Origin of the sequence: Arthrobacter sp. CAL618 (genome assembly GCF_000468215.1) — a bacterium.
GTDB lineage: Bacteria > Actinomycetota > Actinomycetes > Actinomycetales > Micrococcaceae > Arthrobacter_D.
The window spans coordinates 1-18022 of sequence record NZ_ASZW01000234.1 but is presented as its reverse complement, the minus strand read 5'-3'; the positions used below and the strand labels follow the sequence as shown (position 1 = coordinate 18022).

General features: G+C 64.2%; 17 protein-coding genes, 4 tRNA genes, 1 pseudogene and 1 riboswitch. Of the genes and pseudogenes, 17 read left to right on the top strand and 5 right to left on the bottom strand.

Going from position 1 to position 18022, the window contains the following annotated elements:
• The coding region (locus K728_RS0114040) for a hypothetical protein (protein WP_024477090.1) at window positions 1–797 on the bottom strand (797 nt) is incomplete at its 3' end.
• 173 nt (window positions 798–970) lie between these two features.
• Between K728_RS0114040 and K728_RS0114035 the strand changes: the two genes are divergently transcribed.
• The 4 genes from K728_RS0114035 (at window position 971) to K728_RS0114020 (ending at window position 1399) form a co-directional block, all read left to right on the top strand.
• Window positions 971–1044: transfer RNA gene (locus tag K728_RS0114035), tRNA-Gly, on the top strand.
• A 55-nt stretch (window positions 1045–1099) separates the two neighbouring features.
• Window positions 1100–1173, top strand: a tRNA-Cys gene (locus tag K728_RS0114030).
• Window positions 1174–1199: 26 nt separating this feature from the next.
• Window positions 1200–1271 (top strand) — tRNA-Val (locus K728_RS0114025).
• A gap of 51 nt (window positions 1272–1322) precedes the next feature.
• Window positions 1323–1399, top strand: a tRNA-Gly gene (locus tag K728_RS0114020).
• 172 nt (window positions 1400–1571) lie between these two features.
• Here the strand turns inward: K728_RS0114020 and K728_RS0114015 are convergent.
• A complete protein-coding gene (locus K728_RS0114015) occupies window positions 1572–1886 on the bottom strand; it encodes a DMT family transporter (RefSeq protein ID WP_024477089.1) in 315 nt (104 codons plus the stop codon).
• Window positions 1887–1901: 15 nt separating this feature from the next.
• A riboswitch (guanidine-III (ykkC-III) riboswitch) is annotated at window positions 1902–1963 on the bottom strand.
• Window positions 1964–2133: 170 nt separating this feature from the next.
• On the opposite strand from K728_RS0114015, the gene K728_RS0114010 reads away from it, so the two are divergent.
• Window positions 2134–2385 carry an antitoxin gene (locus K728_RS0114010; RefSeq protein WP_019482837.1) on the top strand — a complete coding sequence of 84 codons (252 nt, stop codon included), beginning with the start codon at window positions 2134–2136 and terminating at the stop codon, window positions 2383–2385.
• Window positions 2386–2475: 90 nt separating this feature from the next.
• Here K728_RS0114010 and zapE read toward each other — a convergent pair whose 3' ends face one another.
• Window positions 2476–3510 (bottom strand): cell division protein ZapE, encoded by a 1035-nt coding sequence (gene zapE, locus K728_RS0114005; RefSeq protein WP_024477088.1) that lies wholly within the window; start codon window positions 3508–3510, stop codon window positions 2476–2478.
• Between the two features lie 155 nt (window positions 3511–3665).
• On the opposite strand from zapE, the gene K728_RS0114000 reads away from it, so the two are divergent.
• Window positions 3666–4565, top strand: coding sequence for a sulfurtransferase (locus tag K728_RS0114000; protein ID WP_024477087.1), 900 nt, complete (start codon window positions 3666–3668; stop codon window positions 4563–4565).
• Window positions 4562–5005, top strand: coding sequence for a SufE family protein (locus K728_RS0113995; protein ID WP_024477086.1), 444 nt, complete (start codon window positions 4562–4564; stop codon window positions 5003–5005). Before K728_RS0114000 ends, K728_RS0113995 begins: the two co-directional genes overlap by 4 nt.
• Here the strand turns inward: K728_RS0113995 and K728_RS0113990 are convergent.
• A complete protein-coding gene (locus tag K728_RS0113990; RefSeq protein WP_019482841.1) occupies window positions 5002–6255 on the bottom strand; it encodes an alpha/beta fold hydrolase in 1254 nt (417 codons plus the stop codon). The two genes, K728_RS0113995 and K728_RS0113990, sit on opposite strands and share 4 nt — an antisense overlap.
• Window positions 6256–6369: 114 nt before the next feature.
• Between K728_RS0113990 and K728_RS0113985 the strand changes: the two genes are divergently transcribed.
• The 4 genes from K728_RS0113985 (at window position 6370) to K728_RS0113970 (ending at window position 9550) form a co-directional block, all read left to right on the top strand.
• A complete protein-coding gene (locus K728_RS0113985) occupies window positions 6370–6861 on the top strand; it encodes a hypothetical protein (RefSeq protein WP_024477085.1) in 492 nt (163 codons plus the stop codon).
• A 14-nt stretch (window positions 6862–6875) separates the two neighbouring features.
• A complete protein-coding gene (gene msrB / locus K728_RS0113980; protein ID WP_019482843.1) occupies window positions 6876–7298 on the top strand; it encodes a peptide-methionine (R)-S-oxide reductase MsrB in 423 nt (140 codons plus the stop codon).
• Window positions 7299–7424: 126 nt separating this feature from the next.
• The gene (locus tag K728_RS0113975) at window positions 7425–8801 is read left to right on the top strand and encodes a DUF6421 family protein (protein WP_024477084.1); all 1377 of its coding nucleotides are present in this window, start codon (window positions 7425–7427) and stop codon (window positions 8799–8801) included.
• Window positions 8798–9550 (top strand): SDR family oxidoreductase, encoded by a 753-nt coding sequence (locus K728_RS0113970; protein ID WP_024477083.1) that lies wholly within the window; start codon window positions 8798–8800, stop codon window positions 9548–9550. The genes K728_RS0113975 and K728_RS0113970 overlap by 4 nt, the downstream gene beginning before the upstream one ends.
• A gap of 8 nt (window positions 9551–9558) precedes the next feature.
• Here the strand turns inward: K728_RS0113970 and K728_RS0113965 are convergent, their stop codons facing one another.
• Complete coding sequence (locus tag K728_RS0113965) at window positions 9559–11118, bottom strand: LTA synthase family protein (RefSeq protein WP_024477082.1); 1560 nt, start codon at window positions 11116–11118, stop codon at window positions 9559–9561.
• A 251-nt stretch (window positions 11119–11369) separates the two neighbouring features.
• Here K728_RS0113965 and K728_RS0113960 point away from each other — a divergent pair, with 251 nt between their 5' ends.
• The 6 genes and pseudogenes from K728_RS0113960 to K728_RS23310 all read left to right on the top strand — a co-directional run.
• Complete coding sequence (locus tag K728_RS0113960) at window positions 11370–12470, top strand: threonine aldolase family protein (RefSeq protein ID WP_024477081.1); 1101 nt, start codon at window positions 11370–11372, stop codon at window positions 12468–12470.
• A gap of 67 nt (window positions 12471–12537) precedes the next feature.
• On the top strand, window positions 12538–13173 hold the full coding sequence (locus K728_RS0113955) for a DUF3000 domain-containing protein (protein ID WP_084442900.1): 636 nt from the start codon (window positions 12538–12540) through the stop codon (window positions 13171–13173).
• A 74-nt stretch (window positions 13174–13247) separates the two neighbouring features.
• A complete protein-coding gene (locus K728_RS0113950; RefSeq protein WP_019482849.1) occupies window positions 13248–14555 on the top strand; it encodes an HRDC domain-containing protein in 1308 nt (435 codons plus the stop codon).
• Window positions 14556–14669: 114 nt separating this feature from the next.
• The gene (locus K728_RS0113945) at window positions 14670–15929 is read left to right on the top strand and encodes a thiolase family protein (RefSeq protein WP_019482850.1); all 1260 of its coding nucleotides are present in this window, start codon (window positions 14670–14672) and stop codon (window positions 15927–15929) included.
• Entirely contained in the window at window positions 15926–16768 is an 843-nt protein-coding gene (locus K728_RS23315) for an enoyl-CoA hydratase/isomerase family protein (RefSeq protein WP_443110990.1), read from the top strand. The genes K728_RS0113945 and K728_RS23315 overlap by 4 nt, the downstream gene beginning before the upstream one ends.
• Window positions 16693–18021 (top strand): annotated as a pseudogene (locus K728_RS23310) (3-hydroxyacyl-CoA dehydrogenase family protein); the annotation flags it as partial. The gene K728_RS23315 and the pseudogene K728_RS23310, both read left to right, overlap by 76 nt.
• Window position 18022: the final 1 nt, after the last annotated feature.

Below are 18022 nucleotides of genomic sequence, written 5' to 3'. Positions count from 1 at the left end.
GCGGCGTCGAGCCCGGCCTCCCAGGACCGGCGCAGGGCGCAGAACCGGAACCAGTGCTCTTTCAGGACCTCGGGGTTGGCGCGCATGGCGCGTACCTCGGTCTTACCGATTGCGACTCCCAACAGGATCAGCTCGTGGTCATACTTCCACGGCTCCCAGACCCCCTTCTCACCGTCGACCAGGCTTTCCTGAGCTTTCATGCCGGCCACCAGCTGCATCACCACTTTGTCGTCCAGCGGCTTGACCTGTCCGTCACGGTCGGTGTTCTTGGTCTTGAAGTCGATCAGGCACAGCCGTCCCCCAATCTCGGCCAGTAGGTCAAGTGTCCCGGCGTAGCCGACCTCGTCGTTCCAGACGGTCAATTCAGCAGCGATCGGGCGGACCTGGTAGAGCGTCCACCATTCGTCAAACCGGTCAGCGAAGGCTTCCTCGCCGTTCTCCACCAGGGCTAGCCGGGCGGCGTCGACGTCGTGCGCCTGTTCCAGCTCACGAAGCGCCACCTGTTCGCAGTAGTAGTGCACCCGGGTGCCTCTGCCCGCTGCCTCATCGCGGTACCGCTCCGCAGCGACGGATGCGTCCTTCACGACGGTCCGGAGCTGCGCCGGATTGCCCAGTGCCGCGGGGACGCGGGGATCATTGGCGACGGCGTTGGCAGCCATGTAGCCGATCCACCCGTCCAGCGACGCAGCAGCCTGCGAGATCACTGTGGTGATCGAGGGGACTATCGGGCGGTCCCTGGTGGAGCGGGAATACATGCGTCCGTGCTCTGTTGAGTGAGCCAGCAGCGGTTGTGTCATGCTTCCAGTCTGACATCGGATACTGACAATCTACATTTGGCCCGAATCTGACGCTGGTGGACGCGGATTGGACGAACCCCATTTCCTCCTATAGAGTTTTTACTCGTTGGAAAACGACGAATAACCCTGCAAATCCAAGGATTTTCACAGGGTTATGGATCATCACTCAACATGCGGACGTAGCTCAGCTGGCTAGAGCACCACCTTGCCAAGGTGGATGTCGCGGGTTCGAATCCCGTCGTCCGCTCGCAAGTCACTGTAGCTGTTGAAGTACGTTTCGGCAGTCCTGGTTTACTAGGCACGGTGGGGTGGCCGAGAGGCGAGGCAGCGGCCTGCAAAGCCGTATACGCGGGTTCGAATCCCGTCCCCACCTCCAGTACAGAAGCTTGCACCCATCTCGATGGGCGATTGGCGCAGCGGTAGCGCGCTTCCCTGACACGGAAGAGGTCACTGGTTCGATCCCAGTATCGCCCACTCAAAGCGGTTCCCGTGGTTTCTTCGGAATTCACCGGGTACCGCTTTTTCGCGGACGTAGCTCAGCTGGCTAGAGCACCACCTTGCCAAGGTGGATGTCGCGGGTTCGAATCCCGTCGTCCGCTCCACACCACGCAGCACCCAGGACACCCCCAGCTTCGTTTGGGGGTGTTTTTTCTTGCTGGTTCGGCTGCATGCGACCCCGATGCCCTCGCGGTGGACGGTTTCACTGGGCCTGAGCACCTCCGCCCAGCGACAGCCCGCCGGTAGCGGGCCTCCGTGCAGGGCTTGGCCCCGGGGTCAGTGCAGCAGTTTCAGGCCCACCACGCAGGCCACAATCCCGAGGACCAGCAGCACTTTGATGACGGACGCGGATTCGCCGTCGAAAATCATCGCGTAGGCCACGGTCAGCGAGGCGCCGATTCCCACCCACACCGCATAGGCGGTCCCGACGGGCAGTGTGCGCATGGCCCAGGCCAACCCGACCATGCTCAGCGTCACCGCGACACCGAAAACGATTGAGGGAACCAGCCGGGTGAACCCCTCGGACTTTCCCAGGGCCGTAGCCCAGACGGCTTCAAGTACGCCGGATATCACTAGAACAATCCATGCCATGACAGTCTCACTCCTGAAACGCCGTCTTGTCGCTGACCGGGTACGGCGCACCTCGTCCGGGTGCCATCTGGCTCGTCAAGGGTGTCACACCCCCGGTGCCGGGGCAATCTGGGTGGGAACTGGGTGGAAATACGCCGAGGGCGGACACCCAGGTGTTGCACAGGTTACGTCCTTGGAACTGCCATTCCATCGGCCTAAGATATTTGGCAGAGGGAACAACAGGTTCCCGGATCGAAAGGAGGTGCCTGTGTCTGTATTTGACGGGCTCAAAGGCAAGGCCGGGATGCTGAAGGAAAAGGCGACCGAGCTGGTGGGCGAGAACTCTGGCAAGATCAAGGACGGCATCGGTCACGCTGGCAACTTTGTTGACAGCAAGACCGGAGGCAAGTACGCCGACAAGATCGACAAGGTTCAGTCCAAAGCCTCCGAAATGGTCGATAAGACCGACCGCGGGGACACCAACCGGCCAGCTGGCCCCGGGACTCCCCCGGCCGTATAAGACCTACTGCTCGACAAGAAAGTGCCGGTCCTGCCGCGAGGCAGCACCGGCACTTTTTGCGTGCCAGGGGTCTGGCTAGGTTTCACTGCCCTAGGCTTCGCTGCCCTGGCGTGCCAGGGCTGTCAGGCGTGACACCGCACGATGATACTTCTTCATGTAGCCGCCGGTCATCATTTCCTCGGTGAAGAGCTGGTCGAAGGCTACGCCGCTAGCCAGCACCGGAATGTCCTTGTCATAAATCCTGTCCGCGAGGACCACGAAGCGGAGCGCTACCGCCTGCTCCGAAATAGTTGTCACATTGTGCCAGGCAATGAAATCGACGCCGTCGATCAGCTGGCGGTACCGGCTGGGGTGCACTCCGGACAGGTGCTTCACCAGATCGCTGAACGTATCCTCGGCGAGGATGCCGTCCGGGCCGGTCCTGAGCTCACGTACCCGGTCGTGAAGGCCGGATTCGCTGAAGGGGACGGGTGCCTCGGGAAGGCCCCGGTGACGGTAATCCTCGCCATCAATCCGGAGCACGTCGAACTGGTCGGCGAGGACCTGGATCTCCCGCTGGAAATCCACTGCCGCAAAACGCCCATCCCCCAACGAACCGGGAAGGGTGTTGGACGTGGCCGCGAGCTTGACCCCGGCATCCGCCAATTCACGCATCAGGCGGGACATCAGGACCGTGTCGCCTGGATCGTCGAGCTCAAACTCGTCAATGCAGACCAGCGCGTAACCGCTCAGCGCGTCGACGGCCCGACGGAAGGACAGCGCACCGACCAGGTTGGTGTACTCGACGAAGGTGCCGAAGGCCTTTTTACCGGCTGTTGCATGCCACAGGGAAGCGAGGAGGTGGGTCTTTCCAACACCAAAACCGCCGTCGAGGTAGATTCCGGCCCGCGCCGCTGGCTTCTTCGCGCCGAAGAGCTTCCGCAACCCTGTCGGCTCCGGCTGATTCACCATGTCGGCGAACTCGGACAACGCCTTGACGGCCGCGGCCTGCGACGGCTGCCCGGGGTCCGGACGGTAACTGTCGAAGGACACCTCACCGAATCGAGGGGACGGATAGAACCCGGTCAGGAGTTCGTCGACCGAAACTTTGGGGGTCCGCTGGGAGAGCTGCTCGATTGTTGCCACGGTGGCAAGAATACGGCACTTTCGCTGGCCGCCGCGCCCTGCGACGACCCCACGGCCCGCCATTTATGGCATGCGGTGAACGCATCGGAAATAAATGGGGGAACGCGTGGTTAGGCTAGTAGAGACCACAAGAACGTCACGAGAAAGGCCAACGGATGTCAGTCGCAGCAGACCCCCATGAGAAGTTCGCTCACTATGCCCACCCGGAACGGCTCGTCTCCGCGGACTGGCTCGCCCAGAATCTCGACAACCCGTCGGTCGTGGTGGTGGAGTCTGACGAAGATGTTCTGCTGTATTCCACGGGCCATATCCCCGGTGCGGTCAAGGTCGACTGGCACACGGATCTGAACGATGAGGTGACCCGCGACTATGTCGACGGCGCCGCTTTCGCCCGGCTGATGTCGGCCAAGGGAATCACCAGGGATTCGACAGTCGTCATCTACGGTGACAAGAGCAACTGGTGGGCAGCCTACGCGCTCTGGGTTTTCAGCCTATTCGGGCACGAGGATGTCCGGCTGCTGGATGGCGGCCGCGACAAGTGGCTCGCCGAGGGCCGGCCCACCACCACCGAGGTGCCGGCGCCCCAGACCGCCGACTATCCGGTGGTGGAACGCAACGACGCGCCGATCCGCGCCTATCTGAGCGACGTCCTCGGTCACCTGGGCAAACCGCTGATCGATGTCCGCTCCGTGGACGAGTACACCGGCGCACGGACCCACATGCCTGCGTACCCGGAGGAAGGCGCGCTTCGCGGCGGTCATATCCCAACCGCGGCTTCCGTCCCGTGGGCTCGCGCCGCCGCCGAGGATGGCACCTTCAGAAGCCGGGCCGAACTCGATGCAATCTACCGGGATGAGGTGGGCCTGAAGGACGACGACGACGTCGTCGCCTACTGCCGTATCGGTGAACGGTCGAGCCACACCTGGTTTGTCCTGTTCCACCTGCTGGGCTTCACCAAGGTCCGCAACTACGACGGTTCGTGGACCGAGTGGGGCAACGCTGTGCGCGTCCCGATCGTCAAGGGTGAAGAGCGCGGCGAGGTTCCGGCGTCATGACCACTGAACTTCCCACCAAATTGAGTGAGATTGTCGAGGACTTTCAGGCCCTCGACGAACCTGACCGGTTGCAGCTGCTGCTCGAATTCTCCCAGGGTCTCCCCGAGCTTCCCCAGCACCTTCAGGAGCATCCGGAACTGCTGGAACAGGTGGTCGAATGCCAGACTCCCCTGTTCCTCAGCGTCGACATCGACGACAGCCCGGAGCAGATCGTGCGCCTGTACTTCTCGGCCCCGCCTGAGGCTCCGACAACCCGCGGGTTCGCCGGGGTGCTGCTGGAAGGTCTCGATGGGCTCTCCTCGGCCGACATCCTCGCCGTGCCGGACGACGTTCCGGACCGGCTGGGACTCACCCGGGCCATCACGCCGCTGCGGATGCGCGGGATGACGGCCATGCTGGGGCGGATCAAACGCACCGTCAGGGCCGGGCAAACCAGCTAACCGGCTTGCCCGTTCCGGACGCCCGGGCGGGCGCGGCCGTGGAGTACGGGGGCAAGCCAATTGGCCACCGTCTGCTCCCATTTCATCGGGTCCACATTCCATTCCTTGGTATGGCGGGCCCGGTGGAACCGCTCGAAGGTGACAAACGCAGGGTTGCGTTCCGCAAGTTCAGCCGAAGCACCCACCGGCACGAACTCATCGTCCTCGCTGTGGATGATGAGTGTGGGAATGGTCAGCTGCTCGGCCCGTGACACCCAGTCGAGGCTCTTCAGATCAAGCGGTGCCGCGAGGCCTGTGGCTTTCCGGCCGGCCCGGTTGGTCAGCAGCCACTGGCCAAGCCGGCCAATCGGTGCGGGGATGCGGTTGAGCTGGGCGTGATACGCCAGCACCTCAATCCAGTTGACCACCGGACCGTCAAGTACCAGCGCCTTGATCCGCTGACGATGACCCGAGAGGTCGGCGGTCTGCAGGCAGATGGCGCCACCCATCGACCACCCAAAAAGCACCACGCCCTCGGCACCGTGTGCCACCGCGTAGTCGATCGCCGCCTCAACGTCACGCCACTCGGTCATCCCGAGTCCGTACCTGCCATCGGCTGCGTGCGGGGCTTCGCCGTCGTTCCGGTAAGAGGTCAACAAACTGGTCATGCCCAATGACCTGGCCAGACGCACCGCCCGCAGTCCTTCGGTCCGCTGCACTCCCCTGCCGTGGACCATGACCGCCCAATCCTTCGAGGCTTCCTCGGCGCGGATCAGCCAGGCCGGAGCTACTCCCCCGTCAACCGGGATGTCCACCTCTTCATCAGCGAAGCCAACCGCCGACGGCGACGGGAAGACCGCGCCGCTCCACCAGCCCCGCGTCGCGCTGGCCAGATGCCCGGAGTACACCGCCTCCACCTCGCGTTGCACAGTCCCTTCACGGGGAACGTAGGACAGGATCGCCCCAATCCGGGCATGTCCTGCTCCACCGTCGAAGTAGAGACTGTAGGTCCCTTCGACGGTGGTGTCGTCATTCGCGGGGAGAATGACCTGCTGGCTACCCCCGGTGCCGATCACCGCCAGGATGTCGAGGTTTTCGTCCCTGACCCGGGCTGGGGTCACTACCTGACGCGCGAAATGCGCAGCGAGACCGGAGGTGCCGGCCGCAATTGTTGAGCCGACGGCACCACCAATCCCCACCCCGAGCATGGTCCATTTGACCCAGGGGGCGGTGGTGGACTGCTCCGGCACCGTGGCGGAAAGTTTACGCATACCCCCATTCTTGCCTGTGGACCGGAGGATCGGCGGCACACGGGAGCGGGGTGTCGTGAGAGCTGCTGTCTCCGTGCACTAGGGCGCCACGCGTTGGAGCACTAGTCTTGGCTCATGTCCGAGACGATAGTGGTACTAACCGAAGAAAGCCTCAACGACGGCGACGCGAAGAACCTGTTGACCCTGGTGGGTGAGGAACAGGCCACACTGCTGGTGTTGATCCCCGATGACCGGCACAAGAATGTGATGGCCGAGTTCTTCCATCACCTGAGCTTGCTGGAGTTCGCCGACGCGTTCCGCGAATTGTCCCAGGGGCAGCCATCGGCCCAGAAATCACGTGGGAGCGCCGAGGCGGCTCTCGAAGCGTCGCTGCGGGTGGCCGAGGCCCACGGTCTCACCGCCCACGGGATTATTGCCACCGGCAACGCTGTCGAGGCAATGGTCGACGCCGTCAGCCAGCATGGCGCACAGCAAGCGGTTGTCATCACCCGACCCCACGCCGTCGCCGATACCCTCCACACCGACTGGGCGAATCAGGCCCAGGACCGACTGGGTGTGCCTGTCCTGCACCTCTATTCCGGTTCGGGATTTATCGGCGGTTCTTAGGCGTTGAAGGAATCATGAGCACAACAGAACCCAGCGATGTCCCTGTCCAGAAGACCGACGACGAATGGCGCTCCGAGCTAACCAGTGAGGAGTACCGGGTCCTTCGTCAGGCTGGTACTGAGCGGCCTTATACCGGCGAGTACTACGACACCAACACCAAGGGTGTTTACCAGTGCCGCGCCTGCGGGCACGAACTCTTCACCAGCAACGAAAAATTTGATTCACATTGCGGTTGGCCATCCTTCTGGGCGCCCCTCGCCGAGAACACGGTCCGCTACCTGCACGATAATTCCATGGGGATGCAGCGCACCGAGGTCCGGTGTGCCAACTGCGACTCGCACCTCGGCCACCTGTTTGAGGGTGAGGGTTATGGCACCCCCACCGACCAGCGCTTCTGCATCAACTCGGTGTCCATGAAGCTGCTCGAACAGTCCTAGCAGAACCGCGGGGAGGTCCAGCATGTCTGGGCCTCCCCACCAGTGCAACCCAGTCAAAAATAAGAGTTGCTTATGCTCAAGGGTTTTTTGAGTAAGTAAACCTTTTCAGTTGCTACGCTCGCTTCCATGACTTCGACGACCATTTACACCAGCCTCGCCTCACCTGCCGGAGCCCCTGAGCGTTCACCCGCCTGGCATCAGCTCAAAGCCGCCGCTTCGGCTCTTCAACCACTCCAGGTCAAGGACGGATCCGTCCCGGAAACCTCGAACCATGCGTTGGCGTCCGAACTGGTCGACGCTATTGTCGAGGCGATCAGGACCCTGGCTCCGTCTTTCCCCCACGACGCCGGCTACCTCACGGCCCTCGTGGAGGACTTCCAGACCTGGCAGTCCTCGGACTTCGGAGTGCCCGATTTCCTGAGCTCGTTGCTGCAGTTCCAACCGCAGGAGCATCGGGTCGACGGCCTCAGGCACCTGGTGGTGTTCCCCATGTACACGCAGAACGGCAGCACCAACCGGCTGGTCGAAGCAGTGCTCATTGAAGTGCTCTGGCCCGAGTTCATCGCCGAGCTCGAAGCCGGTGACTACTCCAACAAGCTCTTCGTCCCCATCCGCTTCCTCGACTTCACCGCCGGATACGACACCAACTCGGCAGTCCTCTTCCCGGAGACCGTCGCCGTCAGCACCACACCGCAGTTCACCTGGGGCGCCATTTTCGCCGACCGCGAGGCGGCACGCTTCCGCCGGGTGGTCACCGCCGCGGCGGAGATCACCAAGCTGGAACTGCCTGCTGAAGCCAGCGAGCTCGTGGGAGACCAACAGCTGGCCGAGCAGACCTTCGTCATGTGGGACCTCATCCATGACCGCACCCACATGCGCGGCGACCTCCCGTTTGACCCGTTTATGATCAAACAACGCATGCCTTACTTCCTGTACTCCCTGGAGGAACTCCGGTGCGACCTGACGGCGTTCCGCGAATCAGTGAGGATCGCCCTCGACGAATCGGCTCCCGACGAGACCCGCCGTCATGCACGACTGGTGCAGTACGCAGTCATCTTTGACCGGATCTTCCGCTTTTCCATCACCGGCAGCAGGGTCCGCAACTACGACGGTCTGGGCGGTCAACTCCTGTTCGCGTGGATGCACCAGCACCACGTGCTCCACTGGACCGACAGCCGCCTGAGCATCGACTGGGCGGAGGTTCCCGACGTCGTCATCGCCCTCGGCGAGAAAATTGAGCAGCTCTACTGGCGGTCCATTGACCGGCCGAAGACCGCCCACTGGCTTGCCGCCTACCAGCTGGTCACCGAAACCGTGACACCCCACCCGGCGTCGGTCTGGGCCAAGGGCCCGGACGCCCTCGAACTGACCGGACCACCTCGTGGATTGACCGATGCCGTCCTCGACGACGAATTCCCGCTGTCGATGTTCTTTGAGGCATTGGACCGCAAAATGAAACCGGTCATCGAGTCCACCGCCGGTATCACCGGGGCCGCTGAATGAGCAACGCGTTGCCAGCACTCGACGGACTGACGGTGGTGGTGGCCGGCGCCGCCGGCGCTTCGGGGATCGCGTGCGCCACCCTGCTCCGCCAGCAGGGTGCCGCGGTGGTAGCTGTCGGATCCCACGCCGGCCGGCTTGAGCAGGCGCTGGGCCAGCTCGACGACGTCGACCGCCGGGTCTGCGACCTGGCCGATGCCCAGGCTGTCACTGAGTTATGCCATGCGCTCACTGCCGACTATGAGTCACTGGACGGCCTGATTCATCTGGTGGGCGGCTGGCGCGGCGGCAACGGAATCACCGGGCAGACGGATGATGACTACGAGCTGCTCCACACCAGCGTGCTCACCACCTTGCGGAACACCACTCGTGCCTTCTACCCCCCACTCCTCGCATCGTCCAGGGGGCGGGTGGCCATCGTGTCCTCCACGGCCGTGGACAGCCCGACGGCGGCAGCCGCCTCCTATGCGGCTCTCAAGTCAGCCGCGGAAGCCTGGACCCGAGCGGTGGCCGACGGATTCCGGCGGGATCAGGACGCCGCCGGCGACAGCACCACCCCGGGCGCCGGTCAGACATCAGCTGCCACCATCCTCGTGGTGAAAGCCCTCGTCGACGACGCACTGCGGGCCGCGCATCCGGAACGCAGATTCCCCGGGTACACCCATGTCGATGATCTGGCCGCAGCAGTGGTTGGTCTTTACGCCGCCGAGGCGCAATCGGTGAACGGCCAACGCATCACCCTGCCCAGTTAGGGCAAACGCTACTGCGCGGCGGCGTCCTCGCCGCCCCAGGCCTTCGCGTAAAACCGCGGGGAAAGTGAGCTCACCAGGTCCGCGTAATGACTGGGCTGCAGCGCCTGCGCTGAACCGGCCGGGACACGCGAGGCGAACGCTGAAACACCCAACCCTGCCTCCTGACCCGCCAGCGTCAGGCCGGCAGCTTCCAGGATCGTCGGGTACATGCTCAACTGGTCCACGCGGGGGCGCAGGTCACTGTTACCGTCCTCGCCCGGCACCCAGATCCGGTTGAAGATGGTGCGGTTATTGTGGTCCGTCAATTCCGCCTGGAACGCATGGCCGCCACCTATTTGCTTCAGGTGGTCACCCATAATCACTACGGCAGTGTCCTCGAGATAACCCTGCTGCCTCATGTGGTCCACGAATCCGGCCACCTGCGTCATGGAACAGGAAAACGCGGCGGTTACCTCGCTCTGCGTATCCACGGTGCAGTAGTCATAAATGTGCACCGGCTCATGCGAATCCAGGGTCAGCATCGAGAGGTTAAATGGCTGACCAGTCCTCTCCGCCTCGGCGTGCAGGTCGTCGACCTCGTCTTTCGCGTGGGCCAACAGGCGTTCATCGCTCAGACCCCAGTCACTGCGGAAGGCCTTCTCCGGCTCACCCGCGGCACGCCAGTCCGGCAGGTCCTTCACCTCGGAGTAGCCGTGCCCGCCCAGGAAGACGTCTTTCGCCGCAAACGAGGCATTAGCGCCGCCAAGAAATACGTTCGTATAGCCGTGCTCAGCGAGCACATCGCCCAGGCAAGTCACCCCTTCGAGGTACGTCTGGACGTTACCGCCGAGCGCGTTGTAGGCGCCGCCGCCCGAGGTGGAGCCGATACCCTTGAGCGGGATCCCGCACTGCGTCGCGGTGATCCCGGACATGGTCCAGCCGCCCCCCTCGTACTGCTTCAGGTTCTCGACGCTTTGCCAGCCATCCGACGCCTTCGTGGCCGCCTTGAGCGGAGCGAAGACATCCTTCCCGAAGAGCTGGTCGTCCTCGAGCGTGGCCTCCCCGGACTCGAGATAGATCAGTACCAGGTTGCGTTTGTCCGTGTCGTCGGTGATGGTCGGTTCCACATAGAAGTCGCCGACGTCGTACCCGGAGTTGGCCGCCTCAAGGTAGTCCCGAACGCCTACCGTGGCGGCAAAAGCGGTGGTCCCGCCGATGACGACTGCGGCCACCAGGGCGACAGAAACGGCGCGCATGATCCACTGCACGCGAGGCGGCCGCCGAAGGTCGCCATCACGGCGGCGCTTACGGCGCCGGAAAAACAGCCAGAGCGCGATCCCCACCGTAACCAGCAGGGGCACCACAGCAATGCCTAGGATGCTGATCCAGACGATGGACCCGCCACCACCATCGGCTTCCACGGCGACGATATTCAGGAACATCTGGTTGACCGAAATCTCGCCCCAGTAGAGGCGGATGATGGCGGCAGCCATGAGGAGGGCAAGCCCCACTCCGATCAGAAGGTGGACCACAAGGTGTCCGACCACGACGCCGGCCCGGCGGGTCACCTGAAGAATACGACCAAACATGGCACCCCCTGCCTTTCGGATGCCTGGATGTCCGATGACCATCCGTGTCACCAACCCATTCCCGGGCCCACAAAAGCGTAATACCGTTTCATGCCCCGTTCAACAGGCGTTCAGCTGGCGGTGGTGAATCGTTCACCCCAGCGCAACCTCGGGCCTGGTTCCGGCGTCGGGAGAGGCGTCAGGGGAAAAGTCAGGGGAAGAGTCAGGCTGAAACGCTGAGGATGACCCACCGCCTAGGTGATAATTGATAGGTGACTGAAACAATTGCGCCCCCTGCCTCCCTGCACAACCCCGACGTTCGCGGCTTCGCGTCCGACAATTACTCGGGAGTACATCCGGAAATCCTCGCGGCCTTGGCTGCCGCAAACGGCGGCCATCAAACGGCCTACGGCGAGGACGTCTACACGCAACGCCTGCAGGAACTGATGCAGGAGCACTTCGGCGCCGGCACCGAAGCGTTCCCGGTCTTCAACGGGACCGGAGCAAACGTCCTGAGCCTGCAGTCTCTGCTGCCACGGTGGGGCGCCGTGATCTGCGCTGAAACGGCCCACATCAACAAGGACGAGAACGGGGCGCCCGAACGCATTGCCGGAATCAAACTCCTCACCGTTCCCACCCCGGACGGCAAACTCACCCCGGAACTCATCGATCTGGAAGCCTGGGGCTGGGGCGACGAGCACCGGGCCCAGCCGCTGGCCGTCTCCATCACGCAAACCACCGAGTTGGGGACGCTCTACACGGTTGAAGAGATCAGGGCGATCGCGGACCACGTGCACGCCCGCGGCATGCATCTGCACCTGGACGGCGCACGGATCGCCAACGCCGCAGCGGCCCTCAACCTGCCGCTGCGCGCCTTCACGAGGGACGCGGGAGTCGACATCCTGTCCTTCGGCGGTACCAAGAACGGCCTGATCTTTGGTGAGTGCGTCGTGGTGCTGAACCCTGACGCGGCCACCGGCCTCACCTACCTGCGCAAAATGAACATGCAGCTCGCGTCCAAGATGCGCTTCATCTCGGCGCAGCTCATCGCCCTCCTTGAGGATGGGCTGTGGCTTCGTTCGGCAGCCCATTCCAATGCCATGGCGGCACGCCTGACCGCGCTGGTCCAGGAGATTCCCGGGGTGCAGCTCACCCAGCAGACCACCGCGAACGCCGTCTTCGCCGTCCTCCCCCGGGACGCCGCGGACCGGGTCCGTGAGCAGTTCAAGTTCTATGACTGGGACACCGCCACCGGGGAAGTGCGCTGGATGTGCTCCTTCGACACCACAGCCGACGACGTCGACGCCTTCGCCGAAGCGATCCGCCGGGAAACGGCCGCCAGCCCACACCAGATCGGGGCTCCCCGGGCCTAGAACAATCTCGCCGGCCGCACCGGCGAGCCTGCCCGGCACGGGGGTCGGTGTGCCATAGCCTTCCTGAGTGAGCGCAATTGGCGATCTGACCCCCCTGCCCCGCGAGTTCCAGTCAGCACTGACCGAACTCCGCCAGGCGAAGTGCCGCGGCGAGATTCGACTGGACGAAATTCCGGCGCCCTCGCGGCTGGCACCCTTTGCTGTGGCCCTCGGCGCTGAAGTATTCCAGGCTGGCCCGCACCGGATGCCGGTGCACGGCCCGGCAATGGCCGCTTCCGCCGGCAGTGAGCCGGAAGAATTAGCCACCGGACGCTTCATTCTCCTGCATGACCCCAATGGGTCCGACCTGTGGGATGGCACTTTCCGGATTGTCACCTACATCAGGGCACAACTCGAACCCGAGATGGGCAACGACTCCCTGCTGGGATCAGTCGCCTGGACGTGGCTGGTGGAAGCCCTCCAGAACCACGGCGCCGACTACGGCTCCGCTGGGGGAACAGCCACCCGGATCCTCTCCGAAAGCTACGGCACGCTGACCGACCGACCCGACAGTATCGATATTGAACTACGTGCGTCCTGGACCCCTGACTCGTCGATGGTGCGGAACCATCTGGAGGCCTGGGCGGATATGGTGTGCACCTTCGCCGGTCTACCACCGCTGCCCGACGGCGTCACCTCCCTGCCGAACCGTCGCCGAAACTAGCCCGCCGTGACCCAGCCGCACCCCGCCGTCGTGCTGGCTCACCACTCCGAACCGCGCGGCTAGACTGGATCATCATGACCTCGCAGATTTCGCAGCACCCTGACGATCGCACTCCAGGTGATGACGCACCGGTTGAGGACGTCATCGAACCGCTCCCCCTCCTCAACGAACCCAAAGACGGCGTCCCCCTGGTCATCAACACCCAGGCGGGTCTGGAACGTGCAGCCCGGACGCTGGCTCAGGGCACCGGCCCGGCCGGCGTCGACGCGGAGCGCGCATCCGGATTCCGGTACGGGCAACGCGCTTTCCTCGTGCAGATCCGGCGCGAAGGAGCCGGCACCTGGCTGATCGACCCCGAGCCATTCACCGACCTCCGCATCATTGATGAGGCACTTGAGGGAGTCGAATGGATCCTGCACGCGGCGTCCCAGGATCTGCCCTGCCTGTCGGAACTTGGGATGTGGCCCGACCGGCTCTTCGACACCGAACTCGCTGCCCGCCTCGCGGGGATGCCCCGCGTGGGCCTGGCGGCGGTCATCGAGAGTCTCCTCGGATACACCCTTGCCAAGGAGCACTCAGCCGCTGACTGGTCGCGCCGCCCGCTGCCCGAACCGTGGCTTCGCTACGCCGCCCTCGACGTTGAGGTGCTGACCGAGCTACGCGGCGAACTTATTGCCCTGTTGACCCGCGACGGCAAACTCGACCTTGCCGAGCAGGAATTCGAGCACATCCGCAACACCCCACCCGCCGAGCCGCGCGTCGATCCATGGCGCAGGACGTCGGGCCTGCACCAGATCCGCGACCGGCGCCAACTGGCAGTGGTTCGCCAGCTCTGGCTGGAACGCGAGGACCTCGCCAGGAACCGGGACATTGCCCCGGGCCGTCTGATCCCTGATTCGGCAATCCTGGCCGCGGCCAAGGCCATGCCGACAACAGTCCCGCAGCTTCTGGGCACCAGCGGCTTCCATGGCCGAGCGGCGTCACGGGAGGCGCCCAGGTGGTTGCGTTGCATCAGCGACGGACGGTCATCGGATGATCTCCCGGATCTCCAGGTGCCCACCAACGCGCCCCCACCGCCGCGGGTCTGGGCGGACAAGGATCCCGAGGCCGCTGCGCGCCTGGCGACTGCGCGTCCCCGGCTGGCAGCAATAGCGGAATCCTCAAATCTACCCATCGAGAACCTGCTGACTCCCGACTACCTGCGCCGGGTGGCCTGGCGTCCGCCGGCCGAGATCACGCTCGAGTCGATCAGCGCCGCGCTGGCCGAGCTTGGCGCGCGTCCGTGGCAGATCGAAAAAATAGCTGCGGTGCTCACGGTCGCGTTTCTGGACCCCGATCCGCTGCCCGAGAAAGCACCGAGGACCGCAGACTCAACCCGGTAGCACCTCACTGTTCGACACTTCAGCCGGGCAATCCTTGCAGGCTAAGTTACTCACAAGTAACATAGGGTCGAATCACTATCTCGGATCGAACAAAGACTCAATGAGGAGCAATAGGTGAGCACCACTACAGTGCCAGCGCAGTCCGGCTCAGGTCGCCGGATCAAGGATGTCGTATTCGTCGACGGTGTCAGGACACCGTTCGGCAAAGCCGGTGAGAAGGGCATCTACGCGGGCGTCCGTGCCGATGATCTGGTGGTGAAGTGCATTCGCGACCTGATGCGCCGCAACCCGACCCTGCCCCCTGAGCGAATCGACGACGTCGCCATCGCCGCCACCACCCAAACCGGTGACCAGGGCCTGACCATTGGTCGCACCGCTGCCCTGCTGGCGGGACTCCCCCGGTCCGTCCCCGGCTTCGCGATTGACCGGATGTGCGCCGGTGCGATGACAGCCGTGACGACGACCGCCTCGGGTATCGCTTTCGGTGCGTACGACGTGGTGATCGCCGGGGGCGTGGAGCACATGGGCAACCACCCAATGGGCGCGGACACCGACCCCAACCCGCGGTTCATGTCCGAACGGCTGGTTGACCCCGCGGCGCTGAACATGGGAAACACGGCAGAAAACCTGCATGATCGCTTCCCCGCCATCACCAAGGAACGAACCGACGCGTACGCAGTAGGCAGCCAGAAGAAGCTCGCCGCCGCCTATGCCAGCGGCCAGATCCAGCCCGATCTGGTGTCCGTCGCTTCCCGAAAGGAAGGGGCAGGCTGGACGCTCAATTCTGTCGACGAGCCGCCCCGCCCCGAAACCACCACCGAGGACCTGGCTGCGCTTCGCACCCCGTTCCGTGCGCACGGTCGGGTCACTGCAGGAAACGCCGCCGGGTTGAACGACGGCGCCACCGCCGCGTTGCTCGCATCCTCGGATGCCGCCGCCGAGCTGGGCCTGCCCGCGAAGATGCGCCTGGTGGCGTACGCCTTCGCCGGCGTTGAGCCTGAGGTGATGGGCATTGGACCGGTTCCGGCGACCGAGAAGGCACTGCGGCAGGCGGGCCTGTCCATTGACGACATCGGCCTGTTTGAAATCAACGAGGCATTTGCCGTGCAGGTGCTTTCGTTCCTCGATCACTTCGGCATTGCCGACGACGACCCCCGCGTGAACCGCTATGGCGGCGCCATCGCCGTCGGGCACCCCCTGGCGTCCTCCGGAGTGCGGCTGATGCTGCAACTTGCCCGGCAGTTCGAGGAAGACCCAGCGGTGCGGTACGGCATGACCACCATGTGCATTGGCCTCGGCATGGGCGCCACAGTGATCTGGGAGAACCCCCACCACCCTGACTACTCGTCGAACACAGCAGAGGACGCAGCATGAGCTTTGACCGTTATGAAGAACTCGCAGCCCTGGTTCCGGACGAGGTAATCACCCACTCCTACGTGCAGGACATTGCCCTCCCCCAGGGCGCGGGAACCCTCGCGTTGATCACCCTGGACAACGGGTTGGACCACACCAAGCCGACCACCCTCGGCCCGAACACCCTGATCGAACTGGGTCGGGTACTTGAGGGCCTGAAACTCCGGGCCGCCGCCGGTGAGCTGGCCGCCGTCGGGATCACCGGCAAGCCCTATTTCCTGGTGGCGGGCGCTGACCTGTCGACGGTCAAGTCACTCAAGGCCGCACAGTACGGCGCCCTGATGGCCGAGCTCGGACACGAAGCCTACAACCTGCTGGGCAGTCTCGGCGTGCCCAGCTTCGCCTTCATCAACGGCGTGGCGCTCGGCGGCGGCCTGGAGGTTGCCCTTGCGGCCGATTACCGCACCATCTCCACCGGAGCCAACGGCATTGGCCTGCCGGAGGCATTTATTGGCCTGGTTCCGGGGTGGGGCGGGGTCTACCGGCTGCCACGCCTGATTGGTCCTGCTGCGGCGATAAAGGTCATGATCGAGAACCCCCTCAGCAACAACCGGATGCTCGACGGGCGTGCGGCCTATGGCCTGGGCATTGCCGATGTCCTGCTTGAGCCTGCCGATTTCCTTGAGCAGTCCCTCGCCTGGGCCGCGGGCGTCCTGAAGGACCCCTCGGCAGTTGCAGCAAGCCGGGCCAAGCACGCCGCCTACACCGACGCCGACTGGGACGNCCGCCGGGCGGGCCTTCGTGGCCGCCAGGACCTCGAACGCCGCACCGGCGCCGGGGAAGGTGCTGGACCTCTTTGAGGCTGGGAAGACCCTGACCCGCGAAGAGTCGGCCGCCGCCGAGTGCGAGGCCCTGACCTACCTCATGCAGACTCCCGAGTTCCATGCGACCGTCTACGCGTTCCTGGATCTGGTGCAGAAGCGCGCCAAACGTCCGGNCCGACCGCAAGCTGGCTCGGAAGGTGACCAAGGTCGGCGTCGTCGGTGCTGGTCTGATGGCCGGGCAACTCGCCCTGCTGTTCGCCCGGCAGCTGAAGGTGCCGGTGGTCCTCACCGACATCGACCAGCAGCGCGTCGACAAGGGTGTGGCCTATGTCCACGCAGAAGTAGACAAGCTGCTGTCGAAGAAGCGGCTGTCCCCCGATGCGGCGAACCGGACCAAGGCCCTGGTCTCGGGTTCGGTCTCGAAGGAGGCGTTCGCTGACGCCGATTTTGTGATCGAAGCGGTCTTCGAAGAGATGGCGGTCAAGAAGACAGTGTTCGCCGAGGTTGAAGCGGTGGTCTCTGCCGAGTGTATTCTCGCGACCAATACCTCGTCACTGTCGGTCACCGAGATGGCAGCTGACCTCGCCCACCCGGAACGTGTGGTGGGTTTCCACTTCTTCAACCCGGTCGCTGCCATGCCATTGCTGGAAATCGTCAAAGCACCGCACACGGATGACGCCGTGCTGGCGACAGCTTTTGCGCTGGCCAAGGAGCTGAAAAAGTCGGCGGTGCTGGTGCAGGATGCTCCGGCGTTTGTGGTCAACCGCATCCTCGGCCGGATGTTTGGCGAGATCACTGCGGTCTTCGATGAGGGCACAGACGCGGCGACAGCTGACAATGCGCTGCGCCCCATGGGCCACCCGATGACGCCGTTCCGGCTGCTCGCGCTCGTGGGCCTGCCGGTCGGCCAGCACGTGCAGGAGTCGCTGAACACCGCGTTTGGTGACCGTTTCCATGTTTCCGCCAACCAGCAGAAACTCATTGACGCCGGAATCAAGGGTCTGTGGGTGAAGGGCGACGACGGCGCCGAGACCGTGCCCGAGTCGACCCTGGCCCTGATGACCCGGGGCGATTCGCCGTCGGACAGCGCGGAGGTGCTCCGCCGAACCCAGGATGCCCTCGCCGACGAGATTGGCCGGATGCTCGATGAGGGAGTTGTTGCCGCACCCGAGGACATTGACCTGTGCGTCATCCTGGGCGCCGGCTGGCCGTTCCACCAGGGCGGCATCACACCGTACCTGGATCGGGTGGGCGCGTCCGAGCGGGTCAATGGGAAGACCTTCCACTAGG